This window comes from Agrobacterium albertimagni AOL15 (assembly GCF_000300855.1).
In the GTDB taxonomy this organism is placed as follows: Bacteria; Pseudomonadota; Alphaproteobacteria; order Rhizobiales; family Rhizobiaceae; genus Allorhizobium; species Allorhizobium albertimagni.
In genome coordinates this window covers 54,069-80,172 of record NZ_ALJF01000006.1, presented here as the reverse complement: position 1 = coordinate 80,172, position 26,104 = coordinate 54,069, and the positions used below count along the sequence as shown (strand labels likewise).

Annotated in this window: 24 protein-coding genes; 10 read left to right on the top strand and 14 right to left on the bottom strand. The window is 60.6% G+C overall.

Translation table 11 applies throughout. The features are described from left to right. Positions 1 to 95 precede the first annotated feature (95 nt). From QWE_RS07375 to QWE_RS07355, 5 genes are all read right to left on the bottom strand, one after another. Positions 96 to 1,547, bottom strand: a complete 1,452-nt coding sequence (locus QWE_RS07375; protein ID WP_240532513.1) for an amidohydrolase family protein — start codon at positions 1,545 to 1,547, stop codon at positions 96 to 98. A 14-nt stretch (positions 1,548 to 1,561) separates the two neighbouring features. Continuing rightward, positions 1,562 to 3,112, bottom strand: coding sequence for a gamma-glutamyltransferase family protein (locus tag QWE_RS07370; RefSeq protein ID WP_006725476.1), 1,551 nt, complete (start codon positions 3,110 to 3,112; stop codon positions 1,562 to 1,564). A 95-nt stretch (positions 3,113 to 3,207) separates the two neighbouring features. Then, entirely contained in the window at positions 3,208 to 4,230 is a 1,023-nt protein-coding gene (locus QWE_RS07365) for an ABC transporter substrate-binding protein (RefSeq protein WP_006725475.1), read from the bottom strand. Positions 4,231 to 4,254: 24 nt separating this feature from the next. Then, positions 4,255 to 5,031 (bottom strand): ABC transporter permease, encoded by a 777-nt coding sequence (locus tag QWE_RS07360; protein ID WP_006725474.1) that lies wholly within the window; start codon positions 5,029 to 5,031, stop codon positions 4,255 to 4,257. 1 nt (position 5,032) lies between these two features. Further along, positions 5,033 to 5,869: an ABC transporter ATP-binding protein gene (locus QWE_RS07355; RefSeq protein ID WP_006725473.1), complete on the bottom strand. Its 837-nt coding sequence runs from the start codon at positions 5,867 to 5,869 to the stop codon at positions 5,033 to 5,035. Positions 5,870 to 6,090: 221 nt separating this feature from the next. On the opposite strand from QWE_RS07355, the gene QWE_RS07350 reads away from it, so the two are divergent. Further along, entirely contained in the window at positions 6,091 to 6,795 is a 705-nt protein-coding gene (locus tag QWE_RS07350) for a GntR family transcriptional regulator (RefSeq protein ID WP_006725472.1), read from the top strand. 19 nt (positions 6,796 to 6,814) lie between these two features. On the opposite strand, the gene QWE_RS07345 is transcribed toward QWE_RS07350, so the two are convergent. Further along, entirely contained in the window at positions 6,815 to 7,216 is a 402-nt protein-coding gene (locus tag QWE_RS07345) for a nuclear transport factor 2-like protein (protein ID WP_040299796.1), read from the bottom strand. 80 nt (positions 7,217 to 7,296) lie between these two features. Between QWE_RS07345 and QWE_RS07340 the strand changes: the two genes are divergently transcribed. The 8 genes from QWE_RS07340 to QWE_RS07305 all read left to right on the top strand — a co-directional run bounded on the left by QWE_RS07340 (position 7,297) and on the right by QWE_RS07305 (position 16,366). Continuing rightward, a complete protein-coding gene (locus QWE_RS07340) occupies positions 7,297 to 8,565 on the top strand; it encodes an amidohydrolase family protein (RefSeq protein WP_052018096.1) in 1,269 nt (422 codons plus the stop codon). Positions 8,566 to 8,818: 253 nt separating this feature from the next. Then, positions 8,819 to 9,901 carry a LacI family DNA-binding transcriptional regulator gene (locus tag QWE_RS07335; RefSeq protein WP_006725469.1) on the top strand — a complete coding sequence of 361 codons (1,083 nt, stop codon included), beginning with the start codon at positions 8,819 to 8,821 and terminating at the stop codon, positions 9,899 to 9,901. Then, on the top strand, positions 9,898 to 10,920 hold the full coding sequence (locus tag QWE_RS07330; protein ID WP_006725468.1) for an ABC transporter substrate-binding protein: 1,023 nt from the start codon (positions 9,898 to 9,900) through the stop codon (positions 10,918 to 10,920). Before QWE_RS07335 ends, QWE_RS07330 begins: the two co-directional genes overlap by 4 nt. A 110-nt stretch (positions 10,921 to 11,030) precedes the next feature. Continuing rightward, positions 11,031 to 11,858, top strand: a complete 828-nt coding sequence (locus QWE_RS07325; RefSeq protein ID WP_006725467.1) for an ABC transporter permease — start codon at positions 11,031 to 11,033, stop codon at positions 11,856 to 11,858. Then, complete coding sequence (locus QWE_RS07320) at positions 11,855 to 12,634, top strand: ABC transporter permease (protein ID WP_006725466.1); 780 nt, start codon at positions 11,855 to 11,857, stop codon at positions 12,632 to 12,634. The genes QWE_RS07325 and QWE_RS07320 overlap by 4 nt, the downstream gene beginning before the upstream one ends. Further along, positions 12,627 to 13,652, top strand: coding sequence for an ABC transporter ATP-binding protein (locus QWE_RS07315; protein ID WP_006725465.1), 1,026 nt, complete (start codon positions 12,627 to 12,629; stop codon positions 13,650 to 13,652). The genes QWE_RS07320 and QWE_RS07315 overlap by 8 nt, the downstream gene beginning before the upstream one ends. Positions 13,653 to 13,658: 6 nt before the next feature. Beyond that, a complete protein-coding gene (locus tag QWE_RS07310) occupies positions 13,659 to 14,582 on the top strand; it encodes a nucleoside hydrolase (protein WP_006725464.1) in 924 nt (307 codons plus the stop codon). Beyond that, positions 14,579 to 16,366, top strand: a complete 1,788-nt coding sequence (locus QWE_RS07305) for an adenine deaminase (RefSeq protein WP_006725463.1) — start codon at positions 14,579 to 14,581, stop codon at positions 16,364 to 16,366. The genes QWE_RS07310 and QWE_RS07305 overlap by 4 nt, the downstream gene beginning before the upstream one ends. Positions 16,367 to 16,384: 18 nt before the next feature. Here the strand turns inward: QWE_RS07305 and QWE_RS07300 are convergent, their stop codons facing one another. After that, positions 16,385 to 17,557 carry a M20 aminoacylase family protein gene (locus tag QWE_RS07300; RefSeq protein ID WP_006725462.1) on the bottom strand — a complete coding sequence of 391 codons (1,173 nt, stop codon included), beginning with the start codon at positions 17,555 to 17,557 and terminating at the stop codon, positions 16,385 to 16,387. 189 nt (positions 17,558 to 17,746) lie between these two features. Here QWE_RS07300 and QWE_RS07295 point away from each other — a divergent pair, with 189 nt between their 5' ends. Further along, the gene (locus tag QWE_RS07295) at positions 17,747 to 18,436 is read left to right on the top strand and encodes a phosphoribosyltransferase (RefSeq protein ID WP_052018107.1); all 690 of its coding nucleotides are present in this window, start codon (positions 17,747 to 17,749) and stop codon (positions 18,434 to 18,436) included. Positions 18,437 to 18,554: 118 nt separating this feature from the next. Here QWE_RS07295 and QWE_RS07290 read toward each other — a convergent pair whose 3' ends face one another. The 7 genes from QWE_RS07290 to QWE_RS07260 all read right to left on the bottom strand — a co-directional run bounded on the left by QWE_RS07290 (position 18,555) and on the right by QWE_RS07260 (position 25,931). Further along, entirely contained in the window at positions 18,555 to 20,207 is a 1,653-nt protein-coding gene (locus QWE_RS07290; protein ID WP_006725460.1) for a dihydroxyacetone kinase subunit DhaK, read from the bottom strand. A gap of 11 nt (positions 20,208 to 20,218) precedes the next feature. Beyond that, positions 20,219 to 21,214: an ABC transporter ATP-binding protein gene (locus tag QWE_RS07285; RefSeq protein ID WP_006725459.1), complete on the bottom strand. Its 996-nt coding sequence runs from the start codon at positions 21,212 to 21,214 to the stop codon at positions 20,219 to 20,221. After that, entirely contained in the window at positions 21,207 to 22,304 is a 1,098-nt protein-coding gene (locus QWE_RS07280) for an ABC transporter ATP-binding protein (RefSeq protein WP_006725458.1), read from the bottom strand. Before QWE_RS07280 ends, QWE_RS07285 begins: the two co-directional genes overlap by 8 nt. Positions 22,305 to 22,307: 3 nt before the next feature. After that, positions 22,308 to 22,496: a hypothetical protein gene (locus QWE_RS07275; RefSeq protein ID WP_006725457.1), complete on the bottom strand. Its 189-nt coding sequence runs from the start codon at positions 22,494 to 22,496 to the stop codon at positions 22,308 to 22,310. Continuing rightward, on the bottom strand, positions 22,493 to 23,437 hold the full coding sequence (locus QWE_RS07270; protein WP_006725456.1) for a carbohydrate ABC transporter permease: 945 nt from the start codon (positions 23,435 to 23,437) through the stop codon (positions 22,493 to 22,495). Before QWE_RS07270 ends, QWE_RS07275 begins: the two co-directional genes overlap by 4 nt. Then, the gene (locus tag QWE_RS07265) at positions 23,434 to 24,381 is read right to left on the bottom strand and encodes a carbohydrate ABC transporter permease (RefSeq protein ID WP_006725455.1); all 948 of its coding nucleotides are present in this window, start codon (positions 24,379 to 24,381) and stop codon (positions 23,434 to 23,436) included. The genes QWE_RS07270 and QWE_RS07265 overlap by 4 nt, the downstream gene beginning before the upstream one ends. Positions 24,382 to 24,587: 206 nt before the next feature. Then, entirely contained in the window at positions 24,588 to 25,931 is a 1,344-nt protein-coding gene (locus tag QWE_RS07260; protein WP_006725454.1) for an ABC transporter substrate-binding protein, read from the bottom strand. Positions 25,932 to 26,104: the final 173 nt, after the last annotated feature.

Here is a 26,104-nt window from a genome sequence, read left to right as displayed (position 1 = left end):
GTTTGAGAGGGCATTTGCACAGCGGCACCCTTGATCCAGCGGCCTTGGCCGCGCTGATCCGCGGTCACAATTTGCAAGGTCCCTTTCTATGCGGGCTAGCAGCAGCCAATATAGGCTTGGTTCCACTCAGCGAGCGCCGTCTCGATGAGGGGCCAGTCCCGACGCAATGTCTCGAACCGTCGGACAGACTGCCGGTAGCTGCTGCGCAATTCGTTTTCCAGGGAATCGAGGTCCATGCCGGGTAACCGTCCCTGCGCGACGATGGTCTTTCCCGCCACGATCACCTGCAGCACATGTCTTGCATTTGCGCGTGCAAAGAACAGGTCGACAGGCTCAACCTCCATGATCCTGTCGCGATCGAGGCGGTCATAGTCCAGCGCAAGAAAGTCGGCCGGTTCTCCCGCCGCAATGCTGCCGGTACCGGGCGAGCCGATAGCCTGGCGTCCATGGGCGACGCTCTGCCGGAGGAAGTCTTGTCGCGACCAGTTCTCGGCAAAGCCCGTTCCACCGTGCAGAGCGTTGGCAAGCCGGATCTCGCGGATCATGTCGTCGTCCTCGTCGAAGGCCTGACCATCAACACCGATCGCGACATTGCAGCCGCGCCTTCGCGCATCGGCAACTGGCCCAAGGCCGGAGCGCAGATGCAGGTTGGATCCGGAGTTGGTGACGATGCGGCAACCCGCGTCTGCGATCATAGCCAGCTCGTGTGCACGGGCATGGACGCAATGCGCCAGGGTCAACCGCGGCGAGAGCAGGCCGATGTGCTTGAGATAACTGATGATCCCTTGCGGGAAGGTGAGGTCCGCCCACCGTCTCTGATAGGGCGTCTCAAGGAGGTGCATATGGACCCTGCGACCGGTTTGCGCAGAGCGCTGAGCGATGGCCTGGAGCAGTTCGTCGGAACACCATTGCACGCCCGCTGGTCCGAACTGCACATCGACCATCGGTCCCTGGATGGCTTCGGCGATCTGTTCCGTCGCCTCGATCAAACGCTCGGGAGATAGGGGCGGCCGGCAAAAGGTTTCCCGCAGCAGAGCCGCGGTGCTGGCCGGAAGCTTAGCGAGGAGCTCCGTGTCGTCGCCATAGACGAGCGGGTTGCGGTCCCTGATCGCCGGGGCGAAGGCAATCCTGACGCCAACGTCCCGTGCGGCCCGTGCAACTTCGCAAGCTTCCTCGACAGGGTCGAGCTTGCCGCTGGGCCGTGTATAGTGAACCATGACCGCACCACAGCCGGAAAGAGCCGCCCGCGCGAGCGACGCCAAGGCGGCCTTGTAGGCATCCGGCGGGGTCGCAAGGATCGTTCTCGGCAACCATGCCTCGAGAGGCAGAAAGGCGGTTCCGAAGGATGACATTGGCAGTGGCCGAACATGATCATGGGCATTGGCCAGCGCCGGGATCACCAGAGTGCGCGGGACCCCGGCCGCCACAGGGCCGGCGTCTTCCACCGCCGTGATGACGCCGTTCTGCCACCGAATACGGCGGTCCTTCTGCGGGCCCTGAGGCTCGCCGATCGTGTGGCTGGCGTATAACTCTCCGGAATGCGTCATCGGTTCCGGTCCGGTCATAAGCTGAAACCAGCTGCTGAGCCGTTGCCGCGCGGATCATGGGCACCTTCCACACTTCCATCGTCGGACAGGTGGATCACGCCTGCCTGTCCGAAAATTGGTGAAAGGGCGGGGAGCATGGCAACTTCATGGCCGAGGGCCGAGAGTGCTTCGGCCTCTTGTGGACGTACCGATCCCTCGATCTTCAGGCTGTCACGGCTGTCGGAGAAGGTTCGTCCCAGCAGGAATCGTGGCTGGGCCAGCGCCTGCTCGGGTGTCATGCCGTCGTCAATCAGGCTGGTCAACAGAACGGATAGCGTCTGTGGCTGACCGTCGGCACCCTGCGTGCCGTAGAGGAGATAGGGTTCGCCGTCGCGGATGGCTACGCCCGGGTTTAGGGTGTAGAAGGGCCGCTTGCCGGGCACCAGGTAATTCGGGTGGCCGGGTTCAGTCGAAAAGGCCGCGCCACGATTTTGCCAGAGGATGCCTGTTCCAGGAACGGTGACGCCACTGCCCCAATCGAAATACGTGCTCTGCAGGACGCTGGCGCAACGTCCCTGAGGATCTGCGACGGCAAAAAAGACGGTATCTGCGCTGTTGACCGGATGGGGCCAGGGCGTCGCGCATGTGGGATCGATCCTGCGCGCTGCGGCGTCGAGCGTGCCTGCTTCGAGCATGGCTGCGGCCGCGTCATTGTTTCTAGTATCGAAGTCTGGATCGGCGACTGATGAACGCTTCAGGAAAGCCTGTTTGGTCGCCTCGACCAGCAGATGGATCCGGGCGGCGGTTCCCGGGGAAGTTTGCGCGAGATCGAACCGGGAGAGGATGCCCATGATGGCGAGCGTTGCGCAGCCCTGCGTCGGAGGCGGCGGCGCCAGGAGGAGAGTTCCGCGGTAATCCAGCGTCAGTGGATCGACTTCGCGCGTGCGAGTGGCAGCCAGATCTTGGGCGTTGAGCGGCGACCCTGTTTTTGTCAAGCCGTCCGCGATCGCTTGCGATAGTGGCCCCTCGTAGAAACTGCGGTATCCGTCGTCCGCAAGGCGCTGGAGGCTTGCGGCCAACTCCGGTTGGCGCAGGAGCCCCGCGTCGCTGCGATGGTTGAAGATTTCGGAGAATCCGGGCCATGCGGGATGATCGTCAGCGCGAAAATCCAGCCAGAAATCCTGGGAAGGACTTGGGACATAACCGCCATCTGCCAGTTCGATCGCCGGGGATATCAGGTCGGAAAAGCTTTGCCGACCAGCCCAGTTTGCTCCGCTGAAGGTGAGTGCATGGCCCCAGCTGTCAACCGCGCATGCAGACGTCAGCATTGATGACGGGCCACGGGTTGGAATGGCGTCTTTCGGAACGGTGACCCCGGCGGCCGCCTGGCCTATGCCAAGAAAGCAGCGACTACGCCCCTCCCGGTCGCAGACCAACCAGACAGCATCGCCGCCCAGGCCGCAAAAATGGGGCATGACGACGGCGAGAACGGCACCAACTGCAACCGCTGCCTCGATCGCGTTGCCTCCGCCTGCCAGCACGGATCTGCCGGCTTCCGTTGCGAGCGGGTGAGGGCTCACGACCATGCCTGATTTCAGTCGGTCGGCGTTTGTTGGTTGCATGAATGTTGCTCTCGAAGGATTTGTGGCCGGCGGCAGAAGCCGCCGGCCGTGCCATTGGATCAGTTGACCGTGTAGGTGAGCTTGCGCTCTTCGAGCGGTGGCAGGAACTGGCGGTCGAAGATCTTTTCGGTCGTCGGCTTGGACGGCAGCTGATAGCCTTCGGCCACGATGTCGATGGAGCGGGCAAGACGGCTGTCATCGACATCGCCCAGGCCAAGCTTTTCGACTTCCGGGGAGACGATCAGGTTCTCGTAGGAGAATTTGAGGCGGTCGTGCTCCAGGTCACGCTTGACGAGGTTGTCGTAGGCGACGACGGAATCCATGCCCTTTTCGGTGTCGAGCCCAATTTCGATGGCGGCCTTGTTGACCGCACGGACCAGGCCGGCAACGGCTTCAGGGTTCTCGGCGATCAGCTTCTGCGACACCATGAGGCCGTTCGAGTAGAGATCAAGGCCGTGATCACCGAACAGCAGCCAGTTATAGTCCTTTGCCGGATCCTGGCGGTTGTTGATCAGGTTGAACCAGCTGGTGATGTTGAACACCAGCGCGCCGTCGATATCGCCCTTGATCAGCATGGGTTCCTGCAGGTTCGGACCCATGTTGTCGATTCTAACCTGGGTCATGTCGACTTTGTTGAGGGTGGCAAGGACAGTGACCAGGCGGGTCGTCGGCGTTCCCTGCGCTCCACCGAGCGTCTTGCCGATGAGGTCGGCCGGCGTGGTGATATTCGTCTCCTTCTTGCTGACGATTGCGAAGGGGGGCTTGTTCCAGAGCTGGTAGACCATCACAGGCGCTTCATCTGGACGGGTCGCGGCATTCTGGATGATGGCGTTGATGTCGCCGAAGCCGGCATCATAGGTGCCCGACATGATGCGCGTGACGGTGGCTGCCGAGCCTTCGCCCTGGTCGATGGTCACGTCGAGACCTTCCGCTTCGAAATAGCCGGCCTCCTTGGCCAGTAGGAAGGCAGCGTCCGATCCTTGCGTCTTCCAGCCCAGCGTGAACTTGATGGCGGTGTCGGCAAATGCTGCGCTGTTGAGGCAAAGGCCCAGAGCGACGGTGGAGAGAAATGTCTTCAGCATGGTGAGCTCCAATTGTTCGAGGGGTCAGGCGGTGGTGGTGAGATCGTTGCGGCGGTTCGCCCAGCCGGCGACACGCATTTCGACGAGAGAGAAGGCGGCGTAGAGAAGCACGCCGAGCACTGCGAGAATGAACAGTCCCGCAAAGACCAGCGGCACGTCGAAATTCGAGGATGCCGTCATCATGACGTTGCCGATGCCGCGATTGGAGGCGACCGTCTCGGACAGGACAGAGCCGACGAAGGCAAAGGTCGCGGCGATTTTCAGAGATGCAAAGAAGAAGGGCATGGTGCGCGGCAGCCCGACATTCCACAGGATGTCCAGCTTGCTGGCCCCCATCGACTTCAAGACGTCCTCAAGTTCAGGCTCGGTGGTGGCGAGACCCGTTGCGATGTTGACGACGATCGGGAAGAAGCACATGGCGAGCGCCGTCAGGATCGCCGGCACGGAACCGGATCCGAACCAGAGAACGAAGATCGGAACGACGGCCACCTTGGGGATCGAGGAAAAGCCGATCAGCAGGGGATAGGCCGTATCGTAAGCAATCCGCGAGGTGCCGATACAAGCCCCGATCAGCAGGCCGACCGTGACGCCGAGCAGGAAGCCCACCATCGTCGTCCACAGTGTCTGCAGGATATGCGGCCAAAGGACATCGAAGCGGTCTAGCAGGGTCGTCACGACCTGCGAGGGGCGGGGCAGGACGAGGTCGGAAACCTGCAGCGCGATGCAGAGGATTTCCCAGAGGCCGAAGAAGGCGAAGATCAGGAATGCTGCCCAGATACGGCGGCGAATGGCGTAGGACATCTCAGGCCTCCTCGGCGACGTCGGTGCGGGCATCGATGATCAGCTCGCGCAGGCGCTGGTTAAGCGCCGTGAATTCTGGCTCGAAGGTCATTGGGACCGTGCGGGGTCGGGCGAAGTCGACGGTGCTGTCGTCGATGATCCTGCCGGGGCGGGCGCTCATCACGCAGATGCGCGATGCCAGAAAGCCGGCTTCCTTGAGGTCATGCGTGACCAGCAGCACCGTCGGTTTGCGCTTCATCCAGAGCGACTGCATCGTCGCCCAGAGCTCCTCGCGGGTGAACTGGTCGAGCGCTCCGAAGGGTTCGTCGAGCAGGAGAAGGCTCGGTTCATGGACCAGGGCACGACAAAGATTGGCGCGCTGCAACATGCCTCCGGACAGCTGCCAGGGGTAGTGGTTCGCGAAGCGCAGTAGCCCGACATCGGCCAGAAGGGCGTGGACGCGATCGCGGTACTCCGTATTCTTCTTGGAACGGTACTGCGAGCGGAACGGGCGCACGATCTTCAGCGGCAGCATGACGTTGCGTTCGATGGTCAGCCAAGGAAGAAGTGTTGGGTTCTGAAAGGCCATGCCAATGCGCAGGGCCTTGGCGCCGACCTCCTTGCCGCCGACGATCACCGCGCCGCTGCTCGGCTGCAACAGGCCGGAGGCCAGTTTCAGAATAGTAGACTTGCCGCAGCCTGACGGGCCGACGAGCGCGAGGAACTCGCCCTCGGCAATCTTGAGGCTCGTTTCCTGCAGGGCCGCAACTGCTCTTTCCCCGCGGCCGAAGGATACTGCCGCCTGCGACAGCTCTACCGCCACAGGATGCCTGACTCTCGTTTCTGAATAATCGATCATGCACCTCACCTTCAGTTGCTGCGAGAGGTGTATGCAATGGGCGTGCCAGACGGTCACAAGGAGGGCGAAGTGCAGGAATCAAGGCGGTTTCAACAACACGGAATGTCCATGCGAAAAGTGCATGCAATTAATTTGTGCAGTTTGCTTGCTGTCGCGGCATTGATGCGAGTTGAAAAAGCGGCGTGGGTGGATTATCCAGAGCGGCATGAAGGGAACTTGTCATGGCATCTGAGAAGCGTCGGCCGCGGAGCGAAATCGATCGCGTCCAGGGCATTTGCCATGCTCTGCGCACGGCCATCATCGAACGCGCGCTATTGCCGGGGGACCGGCTGCCCGAAGATGCGCTTGGTGAACGTTTCGGCGTCAGCCGCACGATCGCCAGGCATGCGCTTGGTCAGCTCGCATCCGAAGGTCTGGTGGACCTGAGACGAAATCGAATTGCTGTTGTGGCGACGCCCTCATTTGAGGATGCCAGGGACATCTTCGACATCCGTGTCGATCTTGAGCGCCAGGTTGTGCGCCATCTGGCGGGCAAGCTGACGGACGCACAAGTCAAGCAGTTGAAGGCGATCGTTGAGGCAGAGCATGAAGCTCGCCACGGCGCAGAAGGCACGTCAATCCGACTGGCCACAGAGTTCCATGTTCGGCTTGCGGAAATGACTGGCAAGCCGATACTCGTTCGCTACGTGACGGAGATCTGCTACCGCGCCGGTCTGTCACTGTCCGCTTTTGCGCGGCCTCATTCCTCTGACTGCGCCGTCAGCGAGCACCTGGAGCTGATCGACGCAATCAAACAGGGCCCCGCCGAGCGGGCCTGCGCGTTGATGGATGAACATCTGGAGGCCGTCGCATCGCGGGCGCTGCTGCAAAGCGCGGGCGCCAGAAGCCGGGATCTCATGAATATCCTTGCGCCCTACGCCGACTGACACTTTCTGAGCGGCGATCTCATTGGCGTGCGCAGGTGGGATCGAGGATCCATTCGGCGCTGTCGTTCCAGACGTCGGTCTCGACGATAAGCCCGTTGCGCACGACGAAGCGGTCGACATAGCGATTGTTGTCGAAGCGTTGCCCGCTCGGCCATTCGCCGTAAAGGTATCCGAGGCTGTAGACGATCGTCTCGCCTTCGCCTGGCATGACATCGTAACGCTCGATACGCTTCTTGACCCATTTGTAGCGAGAGGCATTGAACCCTGTCGGACCGCTTGGCGTGTCAAACACCCGGTTGCCTGTGAACCTGCAGATGAAGCTTGCATCCACGTATCGCGCTGCCCGAACGGGATCTGGCGCCATGGAGGCTTCCAAATAATCCTTGACTGCCTGAAGGTCACGCTGGGAGCTATCGTTCATTTTGTCATCCCCGTCTGTTGCCATGTTCGGCATTAAACTGCATACAGTTCCATTACTCAATACGTAATCCGGCTTCAAGCATGAGTTCCACTCCCGTTTTCGATACCCTGATCCGCAACGCAGCCCTCCAGGGTAGTCAGTCTTTGACGGACATCTGCATTCGCGATGGGCGCATCGCCGAGATCATCCCTGTTGCGCAGCGCCGGGAAGCAAAAGCCCGTGTCGTCGAGGACGTCGGCGGTCGTCTGGTGCTGCCGGGGTTCGTGGACACCCATGTGCATCTGGACAAATCCTGTCTTCTTGCGTGCTGCAGGGGTGTTGGGGGAGGGCTGAAAGGTGCAGTTGCGGCAGTGTCACGGCTCAAGCAGGACTTCACGGAAGAGGACGTCTACCGGCGCGGTGCCAGAACCATCGAAATGGCTATCCTACAGGGCACAATGCATATGCGCACGCATGTGGAGGTCGATCCGCGCGTCGGTCTGCGAAGTCTTGCTGCTATCCAACGGCTGAAGCGCGACTATGCCTTTGCCATTGATCTCTCCGTCTGCGTCTTTCCGCAGGAAGGCCTGTTTAATGATCCCGGTACCGAGGCGCTGCTTGAGAGGGCGCTGGTCGGTGGCGCGGATCTTCTCGGCGGATGTCCCTACACGGACAGCGATCCTGCCGCGCATATGGAGCGTTTGTTTGAAATGGCAGTGAGCCATGACGTCGATCTCGATTTCCACCTTGATTTCGACCTTGATCCGAGCTGGACCCATATGCCTGACATCTGTCGCTTGACGGAAGCCAGGGGGTGGCAGGGGCGGGTGGCGATCGGCCATGTCACCAAACTGGCCGCAATGGAGGAGGCGGCATTCGATCGTCACGTTTCGCAGTTGCTGGCCGCCGGGGTTGCGGTTACGGCCCTTCCGTCGACTGATCTCTATCTCAATGGGCGCGACAAGGGGTTTCGTGCGCCGCGGGGCGTGGCGCCCGTGCATGTCTTGGCTGAGCGCGGCATCACGACGTCTATTGCGACGAATAACGTCATGAATCCCTTCACGCCTTACGGCGATTGCTCCTTGCTGCGCATGGCCAATCTCTACGCAAATCTGATGCACATTGGACCCGAAGGCTTCTCCCGGTGCCTTGATCTGATCACCCGAGATGCTGCCCGGCTGATGCGTATCGACGCCTACGGGCTTGCGCCTGCCGATTTTGCAGATCTGATCATTCTCGATGCGACAGATGAAGACGAGGCTTTCGGCAGCATCGCTCCCGTCTTGATGGGTTTCAAGAAAGGCAGGAAAACCTTCGAACGACGAGCAGAAATTCTGGCATGCTCGGTGAAAGGTGATCCGACAGCCTGAAACTGTTGCCACACACGCAGCAAGATCCGTTGGCCGGACGGTCGGCCTTAGTGTCGAGCGCAAGCTTGATCGGCCTCCGACTTGGACGTCGCAGATCGACATCGCCACAATTTCTTCCGACGCCAAGCAGTGGCGGGTGAGGTGTGAAGACGCTGTCCAGACCTGTTGGCAGATGTCAGTCCCCTTGACCTTGACAGGTCAGGCCGCCTGCAATACCGATGATTAATCGTTTAATCACGCGAGATCACGGCAAGTGGCAGGCCAACGATCAGGTGCAAATCTCGGCAATATCGCGAAAGCGCTTGGCGTTTCTGTCGCCACCGTATCCAATGCACTCACGGGCAAGGGACGCGTGTCGGCGGAATTGATCGAGAGTGTCAGGGCCAAGGCTGCCGAGTTGGGCTATACGCCGAGCCATATTGGGCGGGCTTTGCGTACCGGGCGCAGCGGCGTTTTGGGGCTTGTTCTGCCCGACATTGCCAACCCGCTGTTTCCGCAGATTGCCCAGGCGATAGAATTTGCCGCGAGCAGTGCCGGTTACGGTGTGCTGATCGCGGATTCCCGCGGTAGCGTCTCGATGCAGACAGAGGCGATCAATCGCCTCATCGAGCGCGGCGTCGACGGAATCGTCATTGTACCTCGGCTTGGGACCCGGATTGCCGATATCGGCTGCCCTGTCGCTGTCATCGACAGCCCCTCGACCCCCGGCAATACAGTTTCCGCCGACCATTGGCAGGGCGGGCAGGCTGTGGCCGAGCATCTTGTATCGCTGGGGCATCGCAAGCTTCTGCTGATCGGAAACAACCCTGCGTCCAATGTACAGGGCGACCGTATCGGGGGGATGAAATCGGCTCTGCCTGCCGGTGGCCAGGCGGGTGTCTTATGGATCGAGGCGCATGAAGAACGTCATGGCCGCGGAGCTCTGCTCGGTTTGCAGGCGAAGGTCGAGGAAGGTTTCACCGCCTTTGCCGCCGTGTCCGATCTGATCGCGCTGCGGGTTCTGACCGAACTGCAGAGTGCCGGTCTCTCCGTCCCGGCGGATGTCAGCGTGACCGGCTTTGACGATCTCGTCTGGTCCTCGGTGGTTACGCCGAGCCTCACCACCGTGCGCATGAACATGGCCGCCATCGCCGAGATCGCCATTGCCGCTCTTGTGCGGGTGATCGAAGCGGATGCCGTCAATAGCGATGACATTCCGAGGATGGCGACGAGCACTGCTGTTGCCGCCGAGCGAAGCAGCGTTCCAATGACGTTGATCGTCCGTCAGACCTCGGGAGCCCCATGCCCCTCTTTCCGTGATGAACCAATAAAATCGATAAAAGGAGAACGCACATGACCAAGACACTACTGGCCTCGGCCACCGCGCTGATGTTGACGATGGGGGCAGCGCAAGCTCAGGAAAAGACCCTGACGATCTCCGTCTATGCCTTTGCGCAGGACGAACTCAAGGAGATCGTCTATGATCCCTTCGAAGCCAAATGCGGCTGCAAACTTGTCGTCGAGACCGGAAACAGTGTCGAACGACTGGCCAAGATCGAGGCGAACAAGGCAAATCCGGTTGTCGATATGGCCGTCGTTTCCATGGCCGACGCGCTCATGGCTTCACGGGGTGATCTGATCGAAAAAATCGACACCTCCAAGCTCAGCAATTTCGACAAGCTCTACGACATCGCCAAGGATCCGAATGGCGATGGTATGAGCGTTGGTTACACGTTCTATGCGACGTCGATCGTCTATCGGACCGACAAGATGACGATCGAGTCCTGGGCTGACCTGCTGAAGCCCGAATATGTTGGCCATGTCGCGTTTCCGAACGTGACGACCAACCAGGGGCCGCCGGCTCTTTACATGCTTGGCCAGGCGCTGGGCAAGGATACCCCGGATCTCAAGGGAGCCATCGAAGCCGTCGGCGCGCAGAAGGACGAGATCGTGACTTTCTATGTGAAGTCATCGCAGCTCGTGCAGCTGATGCAGCAGGAAGAAATCTGGGCGGCACCGATCGGTCGTTTCTCGTGGGCGCCGTTCACCAAGCTCGACCTGCCGCTTGGCTGGGCGTCGCCGAAGGAAGGCCAGACTGGCGGCATGAATGTCATGGTCGTCACCAAAGGGTCGAAGAATCAGGATCTGGCACTCGAGTTCATGGATTTCTGGCTTTCGACCGAAGTCCAGACCAAGCTTGCCGAAAAGCTGGTCGACAGCCCGGCAAACCGGGAGGTCAAGGTTTCCGATGAGGTCGCCAACAATCTGACCTATGGTGAGGAGACTGCCAAGAGCCTCAAGCTGATCCCTTCCGCCGACGCGCTCGACAACCGCGATGCCTGGCTGTCCGAATGGAACGCCAAGGTCGGGCAGTAAGCATCGATCACACGAATGCCTCCCAAGGCAAAGGGGCGCGGCGATCGGCCATCAGCTCGAAGCCGCGCCCCGACTGTGACTTTGGCCACCTCTATGAAGGGCGAATTGCCATGTTCAACAACCGGGCGGAAGCTCTGGCGCTAGCCCTGCCGGCAGCAATATTTGCGGCCGTGGTCTTCCTCGTGCCTGTCATTCTTTTGCTGTCTGAAGGCTTTCGCTCGGCCGATGGCTGGACGCTGTCGGCCTATGGGGATTTCTTCTCCCAGCCTCTCAACCAGACCGTATTTCTGCGCACGCTTCGGCTCGGCGTCACGGTGACCGCGGTTGCCGCGGTCATCGGTTACGCGGCAGCCTATGCCATTGTCAGCCTGCCGCCCGGCGCCAAGGGTCGGATGATCGGTCTGGTCGTCCTGCCGCTCATGATTTCGCCTGTTGCCCGCACCTACGCCTGGATCGTTATTCTCGGGCGCACTGGAATCGTAAATCAGGCATTGATGGCTGTCGGTTTGAGTGACGAACCGTTCCGGATCCTGTTCACCGAAACCGCCGTTTTCATCGGCCTGCTGCAGCTTTTCCTGCCGCTGATGATCATCTCGCTGGTCAGTGCGCTTGAGAATTTGCCGCGGGATACCGTGCCAGCAGCTCGGGTGCTCGGCGCAAACTGGTTCCAGGTGTTCTGGAAGATCATTCTGCCGCTGACCCGGGAGGGCCTGGTGGTCGGCGGAACGCTCGTCTTCACCGGTTCGATGACCGCCTATATCACGCCGGCCATTCTGGGCGGCTCCAAGGTGCTGATGCTGGAGACCTTGCTCTATCAGCAGGTGACTGTCGCCAACAATTTCGTTGCCGCAAGCGTCATCGCTTTCATTCTGATCGTCATGAGCTTTGCCGCGAACATCCTTTTGAAGCGCATCGCAACGGCAAGGAGCAAGACATGATCCAGAGACTGTTTGCGCCGCTCACACTGGCGCTCGTGCTGCTTTTCCTGATCGGGCCATTCCTGATCATTGTCGCCGCATCGTTTTCTGCCGGGGACACGCTTGCTTTCCCGCCACAGGGATTTTCCTTCAAGTGGATCGTCAAGGTGTTCACCATCGAAAGCTTCCGGCAGAGCTTCCTGATGTCGATGTTCCTGGCGATCGGCGGCACGTTCGTAGCCCTGATGCTGGGGATCCCAGCCTCCTATGCCATGTCGCGTTACAGGCTGCCGTTCTCTGAGACCGTCCGCACGATTGTCTCGGCACCGATCATCGTGCCTGGCATTATCGTCGGCCTGGCATTGCTGCGCTATTTCGTTGTTCCAATCGGTGTGTCGATCACGCTCGCACTCTTCCTCGCCCATACCGCACTGGTTCTCCCCTATGCAGTGCGGGTCGTCTCGGCCAGCCTCAACAATTTGCGCTCCGATATCGAGGAAGCAGCGGTTCTGCTCGGCTCATCACGGCTCGGGGCCTTCATGCGTGTCGTCTTGCCAAACATCCGCGGAGGGATACTGTCCGCCTTCATTCTCGGTTTCGTCACCAGCTTCAATCAGGTTCCGGTTTCGCTGTTCCTGTCGGGGCCTGGCGTTCGCACCCTGCCGATCGACATGATCGGATACATGGAGATCGTCTTCGATCCGTCGATCGCGGCGCTTTCTTCACTGCTCGCCTTCCTGTCAATCGGCATCGTTTTTGCCGCCGAACGTTTTCTGGGGTTCTCCCGCTATGTCTGACGCATCCTTTCTGACACTCGACAAGCTGTCTCTCGCCTACGGGAAGACGATCGCCGTCAAGGACCTCGATCTTGAAGTCCGCAAGGGCGAGCTGCTCGCTCTCCTTGGTCCTTCCGGCTGCGGTAAAACCACGACCATGCGCTCGATCGCCGGGTTGATGAATCCAGTCAGCGGCAGGATCCGACTTGATGGCTCGGATATTACACGGGTATCGGCCAACAAGCGCGCGGTTGGCCTTGTTTTCCAATCCTATGCGCTGTTTCCGCACCTCTCGGTATTCGACAATGTTGCATTCGGTCTCAAGCTGAAGGGTATGCGCGGTGCCGAACTGGACGCGAAAGTCTCGGCCGGTCTGAAGTCCGTCGGCCTGTCTGCCTTTGCCAGCCGCAAGACCCCCGAATTGTCCGGCGGCCAGCAGCAGCGTGTGGCGCTCGCCCGCTCCATGGTCATGGAGCCGAAGGTGCTGCTGCTTGACGAACCATTGTCCAATCTCGATGCGCGCCTGCGCCTGGAGATGCGCACCGAATTGCAGCGTGTGCAGAAGGAGAGCGGCGTGACCATGATCTTTGTGACCCATGACCAGGTCGAGGCCTTGGCGCTGGCGGACAGGATTGTGGTGATGAAGGGCGGAGCGATCGAGCAGATCGGGACGCCTCAGGAAATCTACAACCATCCTGTCTCGAGCTTCGTTGCCGATTTCGTCGGCTTTGAAAACATCTTTGCCGTTCGTGACGGCAAGCTTGTCACGTCTGGCGGCGATATCAGCCTTCGTGACGAACTTCCCGTGGCTGAGGGATTGGCCTGGCGTCCACGCGCGGTCACCATGGGCTCAGGTCCGCTGACGGGTGTCGTGCGCGGCGTTTCCTTCGCCGGAGGCACGCGTGAATATGTGCTGGAGTCGCGCCTCGGCGTGATCAAGGCAGAGGTTGACGCGGCTTTGCCGGCACATGGACTTGGCGCCGAAATCGCTTTTGATTTGCCGGTTGCCGACGCCGCTCCCCTTCAAAGGTTCGGGTAACCGCGTATGGGGATCTGGATCGATACGGATATGGGTTTCGATGACATTGCGGCTATCCTGGTCGTCTTGGATCAGGGCCTTGAGATAGACGGTGTCTCGCTGGTGTTCGGCAATACCCCGCTCAACCAGGTCAAACGCAACGCCGCTGGCGCAAGAAAGGCCTTTGATTGGCGATTTCCGATCTATTGCGGGCGGGAGAGGCCGGTGATTGGCTCCTTGGAGACGGCTGAGAAAATCCTCGGTGAAAGCGGCATCCCGACGACTGGTCTGACGCTGCCCGAAGGCGATGAACTGCCCGGCGGCGATGCATTTTCCGCCCTCTGCACCTGGCTTGAGAAAGCCGCTGCGCCGCGCCGCATCCTGGCGCTCGGGCCCTTGACCAATCTTGCGGCGCTGGCTCTCGCACGTCCGGACCTCGCTGCACGGATCGATGATCTGACCTGGATGGGGGGCGGGCTGACATGGGGCAACCACACGGCATCGGCGGAGTTCAATGCGCTGGCCGATCCCGAGGCGGTGGCCATCATTCTGGCGCATGGTCTGCCGCTGCGAATGGTCGATCTCGATCTCTGCAGAAAGGTGGTGGCGACCCCCGATGACGTCGCCCCAATCCGCGGTGCAGGCGGAAAGAACGCGGCGCTCATTGCCGATATGCTGGCAGGCTTCATCGATATCGCGGTGAGCCGCGGTCGTTCGGCCATGGCGCTTTACGATCCGGTCGCAGCCGCTGCCTTCGTTCGCGGCGATCTCGTGACCGTGCAGAAGGCTCGGATCGACATGGAATGTGGCAATGGTCTGACCCGGGGACGAACCATCGTCGAGACGCGATCGTCGCATGCCGTCTTCAACGCGGAATTCGTGGCTGATTGCGATGCCGCTGCGATCAAGGCGATCGTGGCTTCTGCTCTGCATTGGGAGGCGGCCAAGTGACGTTACAAAGCGGGGCAGAACCAACGGATCTGAACGATGGCGACCTGCGCGCGCGCGCCGTGGCGGCCGCTCGGGGAGATGCAGCCTTTGATCGACTGATTATCAATGGCACGCTCATCGACATGGTCACAGGCGAGCGTCGCCAGGCCGATATCGGCCTGGTCGGGCCACTGATTGCCAGCGTTCATGCAACCGGTCGTCGCGAAGACGCCGGTGAGGTCTTCGACGCCCAAGGTGGCTATCTGTCCCCCGGACTGATCGATACGCATATGCATATCGAAAGCTCGATGGTGACGCCTGCGACTTACGCGGGCGCCGTTCTGCCGCGCGGCGTGACGACCATCGTTTGGGACCCGCATGAATTTGGCAATGTGCATGGGGTACCCGGTGTCCGCTATGCAGCGGAAGCTGCGCGCCCGCTGCCGCTCAGGATGATCCTGCTTGCGCCTTCCTGCGTGCCCTCAGCGCCTGATCTTGAACTGAACGGTGCGGATTTCGACGCCGCAGTCATCGCGGATCTCTTGAGATGGCCCGAGGTCGGCGGTGTGGCTGAGGTGATGAACATGCGCGGCGTGATCGACCGCGATCCGCGCATGAGCGCAATTGTCCAGGCAGGCCTTGCCTCGGGCAAGCTGATCTGCGGTCATGCGCGTGGCCTGAAGGATGGCGATCTCGCTGCCTTCATGACGGCAGGCGTCAGTTCAGACCACGAGCTCGTGTCCGGCGATGACTTGATGGAGAAGCTCAGGGCCGGTCTGGCGATCGAATTGCGTGGCTCACATGACCATCTTCTGCCGGACTTCGTCGAGGCGCTCAACCGGCTCGGCCATTTGCCACAAACAGTGACGCTGTGTACCGACGATGTCTTCCCTGACGATCTATATGAGGGCGGCGGGCTCGATGATGTGGTGCGCCGTCTGGTCCGTTACGGGTTAAAGCCCGACTGGGCATTGCGGGCGGCAACGCTGAATGCGGCGCAACGGCTTGGCCGATCCGATCTCGGTCTCATTGCGGCAGGGCGCAGAGCCGACATCGTCGTCTTCGATGACCTGACAGATCTGAAGGCTCGGCTTGTCTTTTCCAATGGAGTGCTCGTTGCCCGCAACGGGGAACTGCTTGCAAAGCTGACCTCTGTCGATCCTTCCGCGCTCACCCGGTCTATGAAAATCGAGCCTCTGACCTCCGATGACTTTCGGGTTGCAGCCAAGGGGCAGAGCGTGCGGGTTGCCACCATCAATCGACCAAGGTTTACCGAATGGGGTGAGCGGCAGGCGAGGGTGGAGAATGGCTTTGTCGTGCCCCCGGAAGGGACGACGCTCATAGCGGTTGCCCATCGCCACGGCCGCAGTGACAGCCGACCGCGGGTCGGATTTCTCGAAAACTGGGGTGAATGGCGCGGTGCTTTCGCCACCACGGTTTCCCATGACAGCCATAACCTGACCGTGTTCGGCAGCGATCCCGAGGATATGGCAATGGCTGCCAATGCGGTTATTGCATCCGGCGGCGGCATGGCGGTGGTCTCTCAGCGGCGGATCGCGGCACTCCTGCCGCTGCCTCTGTCAGGTCTCGTCTCGGATGTTCCGCTGCAGCAAGTTGCGCGCGATTTTTCTCTACTCCGATCGGCAATGGATGAGATCGTCGACTGGCAGCCACCTTATCTGGTGTTCAAGGCCTGTTTCGGGGCAACGCTTGCCTGCAATGCGGGGCCGCACCAGACCGACCGCGGTATCGCCGATGTCGGTACGGGCAGGCTATTGGAAACCCCGGTCCTCCCGGACGCTTGAAGAGGTCGACGACACGGCTTAGGTGCGCTCCAGTTCCTGTTCGACGAGCGTGCTCCAGAAGCTGACGCCCGGACCGAGTGCCTCATCGTTGAAATCATAGGCGCTGTTGTGATGCAGCGCGCCGTCCATGGCCGGTCCATTTCCCAGCCAAACGTAGCAGCCTGGGGCCTTGCCGGCGAAGTAGGCGAAATCGTCGCCCGCGGTTGATGGGGGGAAGGCGGTGCGGACCTTGTCGCCAAAGACGGAGCGGGCCGCTTTAAGCGCGCGTCTCGTGGCATCGGCGTGGTTGATGACGGGTGGAATGCGGCGCTGGAAACTATAGTCGACCGCAATGCCGAACATGGCGGCCGTACCTTTGGCCAAACGGCCAATCTCGGCCTCGAGCTGGTCGCGCACATCTGCTGAATAGGCGCGCGCTGTGCCGCCTATCTCCACGGTGTCGGGAATGACATTGAGCGCTTCCGGATTGCCGGCCTGTACCGAACAGGCGCTGACGACTGCTGGCTGCAACGGATCGATCACACGGCCGACGATGGTCTGTAGCGAGGATAGGAATGTGCCGGCAGCGGTTATCGGGTCCTTGCCGAGATGTGGCTTGGCACCGTGGGTGCCGGTGCCACGGAACGTGATGCGCCAGCTGTCGGAAGAGGCCAGTTGCGGGCCTTCGACCACGGCGATCTCGTCTGGGTAGAGGCCTGGCATATTGTGCAGGCCATAGACCGCATCGCAGGGAAACTTCTCGAATAGCCCATCCTCGACCATGCGGCGGGCGCCGCCGCGCCCTTCTTCCGCAGGCTGGAAGATGAAATGCACCGTGCCGGAGAAGTTGCGGGTCCGGGCCAGATGGCGCGCAGCGCCAACAAGCAGCGTTGTGTGTCCGTCATGGCCGCACGCATGCATCTTGCCGTCTATCTTCGATTTGTAGGGTCGGTCGGCCTTTTCCGGCATCGCCAGCGCGTCCATGTCGGCGCGCAGGCCGACCACCCGTGTCCCGTTGCCCACCTGCAATGTGCCGACGACCCCGGTGCCCCCGAGGCCAAGCGTGACTTGCAAGCCTGCCTCTTCCAGCAGTTTGGCGACGATTGCGCTGGTGCGGATCTCCTCGAAGCCGAGCTCCGGATATTGATGCAGATCGCGGCGAAGTGCCGTCAGGATGCTGAGGTCAGCGGCGATGTCTGGGTTGATCTGCATGGGTCCTGGGTGCCTTGGAAACCTGGGAAAGAAGCGCGGGATGTGGGTGTGCCGGCTCATCCAGGCGCATGAGAAGGTTACATTTGTGGTGCCATTGGTATAGATGGAAAGTTGAGCAATTTGAACCGTTTCGTTGTGCCGGGCAGTGCTTTTGCACCCGTGGCGCTGGCTCCACTCGAGGACGACCGCATGCAGCCCCATGATTTCTGGCAGGAGACTTATCCGCCGGCGAGTTTCGATCCCAAAGGCGGGCATTCGAATTTCTATCCGGCGACGCTTGCCGACGGACGACAGATCCGCTTGCCGATCCGGCCGCTTTCCGACGGGCGGCATGCGCTTGCTTCGCTGATCGTCAACCAGGCCAGTTTTACTGTGCTCGATGCCCTGGCCGACGATCTTGCCGGACAATTGGCCTTGCTGGAACCCGATGTCGTGGTGGGCCTGCCGACGCTTGGTCTGACGCTTGCATCAGCCGTGGCGCAGAAGCTCGGCCATCGCCGTTACGTTCCGCTCGGGACCTCGAAGAAGTTCTGGTATTCCGACGAACTGTCTGTGCCGCTGAAGTCGATTACCACCCCTGACCAGGAAAAGCGGCTCTATGTCGATCCGCGCATGTTGCCCCTGTTGAAGGACTGTCGCGTCGCTCTGATCGATGACGTGATTTCAAGCGGCGCCTCGATCCGGGCCGGGCTCTCGCTGTTGAAGTCTGCAGGCATCGAACCCTTGGTTGTCGGCGCCGCCATGCTGCAGTCGGATCGCTGGCGAGCGGCTCTGGCCGGGAAGGGGCCGCATTGGCCGGAGCGGGTGCGTGGCACGTTTTCAACACCGATGCTGGTCAAGGGTAACGACGGTTTGTGGTATCCGGCCTCTGAAGATTGATAGGCTTGTCGCGGTTTTGGCCGCACCTAAGGCCGCTGTCCAAAGACAGGTTTAAGTCGGCGCGTCAGGGACGGTGCGGATGCTCGGCATCTACCGCACCCGTCCTTGGTTCGATGCATCACTCAGTTGCCTTGCCCTGAGAGCCGCCATGGCGTCGCGCAAGGAACTCGAAGAGACGCGCGACAGCCTCTGCACCTGGATCGATGTGTCCTTCGAGCTGCTGAGCATTGATGTAAGCGGCCCGCCCGGCTCGGGCCTTGACGTAAGTGGCGGTGAGGTTGGCGCCTGCGCGCGCAGCACTTGCCGCTGCCGCGAAACCCTTGTCATAGGCGTCAAGCGCGGGCGAGAGCGCATCGATCATGGTTCGGTCACCGAGCTCGGCGCCGCCAATCTCCTGCATCCGGGTGAGGCCGGCCTTGAGTGCATCGCGCATACCCAGACCACTTGAGGCCCCATCGCCCGCCGCAGCGAAGAAGATGGCGAGCAGTACACCGGAGGAGCCGCCCATGGTCTGGCTCAGCTCCTGGCCCATGGCGCGCAGCAATTGCGTATGATCAGCAAGCGGCAGCCTGTCCAGCGCCTCCATCAGGGCCCGTGCGGCACTTGCAAGGGTAGAGCCGGTATCACCGTCACCGGATTTTGCATCAAGCGCGTTGAGATCCTTCTCCGCCTCAATCAGAAGCTTGCAGCATTCGGTCAGGAACTGCCGCGTCGGCACATGCTGCGAGGCAAGTGGCGCAATCGGGGTCAGTCCGTCGGGCAGGGCTATGACGTTGACCGGTCGGACAACCCTTACACCGGGCCATGCCGCAAGATCGACGGGCTTGGCCAGAAGGTCGAGATCGGCTTTTTCCGCCGGCATGACCGAGATCGAAAAGCCCTGCATGTCCAGCGAGGTCATCAATGGGGCAGGTCCGACGATATGAGAGATCCGCGAGCCGATCGCCGACTGGACCAGTTCGTTGACGACCACCGCCATTTCGAGGACGGAGGTCCCACCGAGATTGTTGATGAGCACGACATGCGGCTTGGCTTCCATGCCTGCGCCTAGCCGTTCCACCATCGCGGCCACCGCGCCGCACACGCCGTCATATTCGATCTGCTCCACACCCGCCTCGCCATGGATGCCAAGGCCAAGTTCGGCACGGCCTTCGGGAATTCTCGATTCCTTGGGCGAGCCCGGCACGGTGCAGGTGTCGAGCGAAATGCCGATCGAGCGAATATTGGCGATCACCCGGCGAGCCGTATCGGTGACGGCATCGAGGCTGGCTCCGTTTTCCGCCATCGCACCGGCAATCTTGTGAACGAAGAGCGTGCCCGCGACCCCGCGTGACTGCGGCAGGTCCGGAAGCGCGATGTCATCGTCAACGATCACCATGCCGACATTGAGCCCGAAGGCGCGGGCGCGCTCGGCCGCAAGGCCGAAGTTCAGACGGTCACCGGTATAATTCTTGACGATCAGCAGGCAACCGAGCGGTCCCGTTACCGCAAGGATTGCAGCCAGGATGGCATCGACGCTCGGCGAGGCAAAAACATCACCACACACAGCTGCCGTCAGCATGCCGCGTCCGACAAAGCCGGCATGAGCCGGCTCGTGGCCGGATCCGCCGCCCGACACAATCGCTACCTTCGACTTGTCCCAGTCGGACCGCACCACGACGCGGATGTGGGGATAGCCGTCCAGGCGGCTCAAAGCGCCGGCCGAGGCAATGAGCGCGCCGTCGATGGCTTCGGTAACGGCATTTTCCCTGCTGTTGAGAAATTGAGGCATGAGACCCTCCCTTAAATGAGACGCATTCCGGCCGCATCGAAATAGAGCGGCTCGCGCGGCTGGATTCTGATGACGTCGCCGCCCTTCAGGGCGGTATGGGCATCGGTGACAGTGATGATCGGGTGTTCCCCAAGGGTCAGATGAAGGCGCGTCTGATCGCCGAGATGCTCGACCCGGGTCACCCGGGCCTCTGGACCTTCCCCCTGGTGAATATGCTCGGGCCGCAGGCCAATGGAATGGGCCCTGGCCGGTGCGCCGGGGAAGAGGTTTGCGGGGAGGACGTTGATGCGCGGCTGGCCAAGCCGGGTTGCGGCATAGATGCTGACCGGCGTTTCATAGATCTCGCGTGGCGATCCGAATTGTACGAGCCGGCCCTCCTTTAAGACACCGACATGGGTCGCCATGGTCATCGCCTCGATCTGGTCATGCGTTACATAGAGGAAAGTGGCGCCCGACTGTGCCTGGATGTTCTTCAGTTCAACGCGGAGATCGGACCGGAGTTTCGCGTCGAGCGAGCTCAGCGGTTCATCCATGAGATAGATCTGCGGATTGCGCACGAGCGCCCGACCGATCGACACGCGCTGCATCTCGCCGCCGGAAAGGGCCGTTGCCCGGTTGTCCAGCTTGTGGGCGATCTGCAGGACCTCGGCGATTGCCTTCACCTTCTGATCGATCACCGGCTGCGGCGTGCGCAACAGCGGCGATTTCAGCGGGAATTCGAGGTTTTGCCGCACCGTCATGTGCGGATAGAGGGAATACTGCTGAAAGACCATCGCGATGTTGCGCTGTGCCGGTGTCAGGCCCGCCATGGAACGTCCGCCGATCCTGACGTCACCCTTGTCTTGGGTTTCAAGGCCAGACACCGTGCGCAGAAGCGTGGTTTTTCCGGCTCCGGTGGGGCCCAGAAGTACCACGAACGCGCCGTCGGGAACGGTCATCGTCACGTCATCGAGCGCACAGGTGGCACCGAACGACTTGCTGATGCTGGAAAGGACGACGTCAGCCACGGCTCAGCACTCCTTCATTGCCTTCGGATAGCAGGGCCCTTCCGCTCATCGCATCAAAGAGGGTGAGCGAGCGGCGATCCAATTCAAGACCAACGGAAGCCCCTGTTCTGATCACATCGCTCGATGCTGTCCGCGCCTTGATCTCTCCGTGGTTGGTCTCGATCGTGACGATCTGTGTGGTGCCCAGATATTCGACGGCGGCGACCCGTCCCCGAAGGTCGGCTGCGTCCGACAGACGAACATGTTCCGGTCTTACCCCGAGCGTGAGCGCGCCCTTGCGGCCTTCTCTGGATTTGGGAAGCTCGATGCGAGATTCACCGATCGTTACAGCGTTGCCGCCTTCTTCAATTGCGCCTTCGAATTCTAGGAAGGACATCGGCGGCGAGCCGATAAACTTTGCCACGAACCTGGTCGCCGGCCAGTCGTAGATCTGTTGCGGTTTGCCGAACTGCTCGATCACGCCATGGTTCATGACAACGATCTTGTCGCCCATCTGCATGGCTTCCAGCTGGTCATGGGTGACGTAGACCGTTGTAGCCCCCATGCGATCATGCAGGGCGCGCAGTTCCTCTGCCATATGCTCGCGAAACTCGGCATCGAGCGCTCCAAGGGGCTCGTCCATGAAGAAGGCTTTCGGCTGGCGGACGATGGCACGGCCAAGCGCCACGCGCTGGCGGTCGCCGCCCGAAAGCCCGCCGACCGGTTTGTCGAGGATGGATGCAATCTGCAGGATGCGAGCCACTTCAGCCACGCGACGATCGACTTCGGACCGTGACACGCCCTGGCTCACCAGGGGATAGGAGATGTTCTTGCGAACGTTCATATGCGGATAAAGCGCAAACATCTGAAAGACGAAAGCGATGTCACGCTCGCTGGCGCGCTTCATACCGACTTCCTCGCCGCCGATATAGATCTCACCACTGGTTGGTAGTTCAAGGCCGGCCATCATCCGCAATGTCGTCGTCTTGCCGCAGCCGGAGGGGCCAAGCAGCATGAAGAACTCGCCATCCTCGACGGTAAAGGTGGACGACTTCACGGCGTTGAAGGCTCCAAAGTCCTTGCGCAGGTTTTCAACGCGAATCTGGGCCATGACTTACTCCGGGAAATGACTGACGACGATGAACATGACGGTTCCGATCAGCGTCACCGGAAAGGAGAGGGTGAAGAGGGTCAGCGACAGCGGCTGCATGAGCATGATGACACCGAGGGCGATCAGGGCCGAGGCAAGCATTTCCCATTCGGACCGGCGAAGCCGGCTGAGGCGGGTTAGGAAGTTCATCATTTGCGTACGGCTCCAAAGGTGATGCCGCGGAGCAGATGCTTGCGCAGCAAAACGGTGAAGACGACCACGGGCAGCAAGAACAGCGTTGCCGCAGCCGCAACGGCCGGCCAGTCGATCCCGCCTCCGACTGAGAGGATGGTGGGGATAAAGGGAGGTGCGGTCTGGGCATTGCCGCTCGTCAGAAGGACTGCGAAGGCATATTCATTCCAGGCAAAGATCAGGCAGAAGATCGCGGTCGAGGCGATACCTGTCGCCGCCTGCGGCAGGACGACCTTGTAGAAGGCCTGGAAGCGGGTGTAGCCATCGATCAGTGCCGCTTCCTCGTATTCGCGCGGGATTTCGTCGATGAAGCCCTTGAGCAGCCAGACCGACAGCGACAGGTTGACCGCCGTATAGAGCAGGATCATGCCGAGATGGGTGTCGGATAGCCCAAGCTGTCTGAACATCAGATAGATTGGGATCGCGACCGCAATCGGCGGCATCATTCTGGTCGAAAGGATGAAAAACAGAAGGTCGTCCTTCAGCGGTACCTTGAAGCGGCTGAAAGCATAAGCGGCGAGCGTTCCAAGGAAGATAGACAGGAATGTCGAGCCGAAGCCGATGATGACAGAGTTCAGGAACCTCTGTCCGAAGCGCGAAGGACCCGAGATGATCATGCCCCTGTCACGGGTGATCTTGTCATACCAGGTGGTGGGCGGCGGCAGTTTGGCAAGGTCTGCTGCGGATGGGCGCGATTGTGTCGTAAAGAGGTTCACATAGCCTTCAAGCGTCGGCTGAAAGACCACTTTCGGCGGATAGCTGATCGAGTCTGGGCCAGACTTGAAGCTCGTCGAAATGATCCACAGCAACGGGATCAACGTGATCAGTGCGTAAAGTCCAACCAGGATGCCGGCAATCCACTTGGAGACGGTCGACGGTTCGGTGACGGAATGTGCGCTCATCGTTCCTTAACCTTGTTCAGTGCCTTGACGTAGATGGAGGCGAGGCCGAAGACCGTGACGAACAGGATGATTGCATAGGCGCTGGAATAGCCGGTCCGCCACTTCTCGAAGGCTTCGCGCTTGAGGTCGATCGAGGCGAGCAGCGTTTCGTCCCCCGGCCCGCCACCTGTGAGAAGGACCACGAGGTCGAACATCCGGAAATTCTCGATGCCGCGGAACAGGACCGCAAGCATCAGGAACGGAAGCGCCATCGGCAGGGTGATCGTCCAGAACTGCCGCCACTTCGATGCGCGGTCGACCTCCGCTGCCTCATAGATGTAGTCGGGGATGGAACGCAGACCGGCAAGGCAGATCAGCATGACGAAGGGCGTCCACATCCAGGTGTCGACGATGACGATCGCCCAGCGTGCCCAGCCGCCGGGGCCAAGCATCGAGAAGCTGTCGGCAGGAATGCCGGTTAAGAATTCGACGGCATAGTTCACGAGGCCGATCTGCGGCTGGTAGAGAAAGGTCCAGAAATTGCCGACCACGGCGGGCGAGAGCATCATCGGGATGACGATCAATGTCGTCACCAGGTCATTGCCCTTGAACTTTCGGTTGATCAGCCATGCCAGGGAAAAGCCGATCAGCACCTGGAAGGTGATCGTCCAGATGAGGAAGTGGGCTGTTGTCTGCATGTTCGCCCAGGTGTCTGCGTCTGTCAGGATGCGCGTATAATTGCGCAATCCGACCCACTGCACTTGCGCATTCGGCTTGTTGGCGGCGAAGTTCGTAAACGACAGGCGGATCGTCCAGATCAGCGGGAAAATGTTGATGGACAAAAGCAGGAAGATCGTCGGCGCGACGAAAATCCAGGCAATGGCTCTATCGCTCAGACCCCGGATTCGTTTTGCAACCGGTTCTGGTGTCGCGCGGGCGAGGCGGGCTGCAGCTTTGTCGGTCATCGTCCGGATCCGTTTAACGTTTCCAAATGGGCAGCCGGGACCTTATGCCTTGTCGCAACGAGGCAAGGTTCTACTGGTGCCGGCAGGCTTCAAGGCTTTGAAAGATTGGTGCCGGCGGCAGCGCTGGCTTTGTGTCTCTCCCCCGGCATTGCCGAGGGAGAGGGCAGGAGGGCTAAGCCCAGTCAGGGCGCCAGGCTCAGCTTGTGTCAGAGCTTGCCTTCGTCCTCGAAGGTTTCCGTCCAGTCGGCGATCAGCCCGTCAAGCGCTTCTTTTGCGGTGCCATTGCCTGCGACGACATAATCGTGGAAGCGTTTCTGCGATGCCTGAAGCAGCGACGCATAGGCCGGCTCTGCCCAGAAATCCTTCACGATCGCCATGCTGTCGAGGAAGGTCTGCGCATAGGGCTGACTCTTGGCGAAGTTCGGGTCTTCGACCACGGCGCGAAGGCATGAAAAGCCGCCCATGGACCACCATTTGTCCTGTACATCCTTCTGGGCGAACCACTTGATGTAGGCCAGCGCGCCGTCCATGTTGTCTGTATTGGCGACCACTGAAATGCCCTGACCGCCGAGTTGGGCGAACTGTTCGCCGCCGGGGCCTGCCGGATTGACGAGATAGCCCGTCTTGCCGCCACCAACGTTCGGATCGGCCTCAAAGCCCGGCCAGGTGAAGGCGAAGTTCATCTGCATGGCCACCTGGCCCGATTTGTAGGCGTCGATACCTTCACCCATGTAGGTGTTGGATGTGCCCGGCGCGACGCAGCAGTCATAGAGCGACTTGTAGAATTCAAGGCCCTTCACCGCACCGTCCGAATTCACGAAGCCTTCCATATCATAGGGCTTTTCCGGGTTGTCGTACTTGAAGCCATAGCTGTAAAGCACGTCCATCACGCCCATCGTGATGCCCTCGGAGCCACGCTCGGTGTAGATGGAGGCGCCGTAAACGGTCTTGCCGTCGATCTCGCGGCCCTGGAAGAATTCGGCGACCTGCTTGAGTTCGTCGAAGGTTGCAGGCGGCGTCAGGTCGCGACCGTACTTTTCCTTGAAGGCCGACTGGATTTCCGGGCGTTCGAACCAGTCTTTGCGGTAGGTCCAGCCGACAACGTCGCCGAATGCCGGCAGCGACCAGTAGTTCGGGCTATTCTTCGGCCATTCCGAATAGCCCGTGACCGTTGCCGGTACGAAGGCATCCATGCTGATGCCTTCCTCGTCGAAGAAGTCGTTGAGCTTCACATACCAGCCGTTTTCGGCGGCACCACCAATCCACTGGCTGTCGCCGATCATCAGGTCGCAGAGTTTGCCGCCGGAATTGAGCTCGTTGAGCATGCGGTCGGCGAAGTTCGGCCACGGCACAAACTCGAATTTCATCTTGATGCCGGACGAGGCCTCAAAATCCTTGCTGAGTTCGACCAGCGCGTTTGCTGGGTCCCAGGTTGCCCAGCAGAGCGTCAGTTCCTTTTCATTGGCATGCGCCACAAGAGCGCCAAAGCTCATTGAAGATGCAACTGTCGCGGCAGCAAGCAGGCCTTTCACGTAAAGCGATGTCATCATGTCATCCTCCCAGCGCCGTCCGGTCTCCAACGGATGGCGAAACGCCCTTGCGGGCAAAATGCCGGCTCCGGACCCTCATCCCTGGCCGGCCTCCTCCAGCGGATCGGGCTGCGTTGAACGCGCTACCCTGACCCAAGAACAAAGCTAATTGATGTGCGCACCTCAAAGCAAGC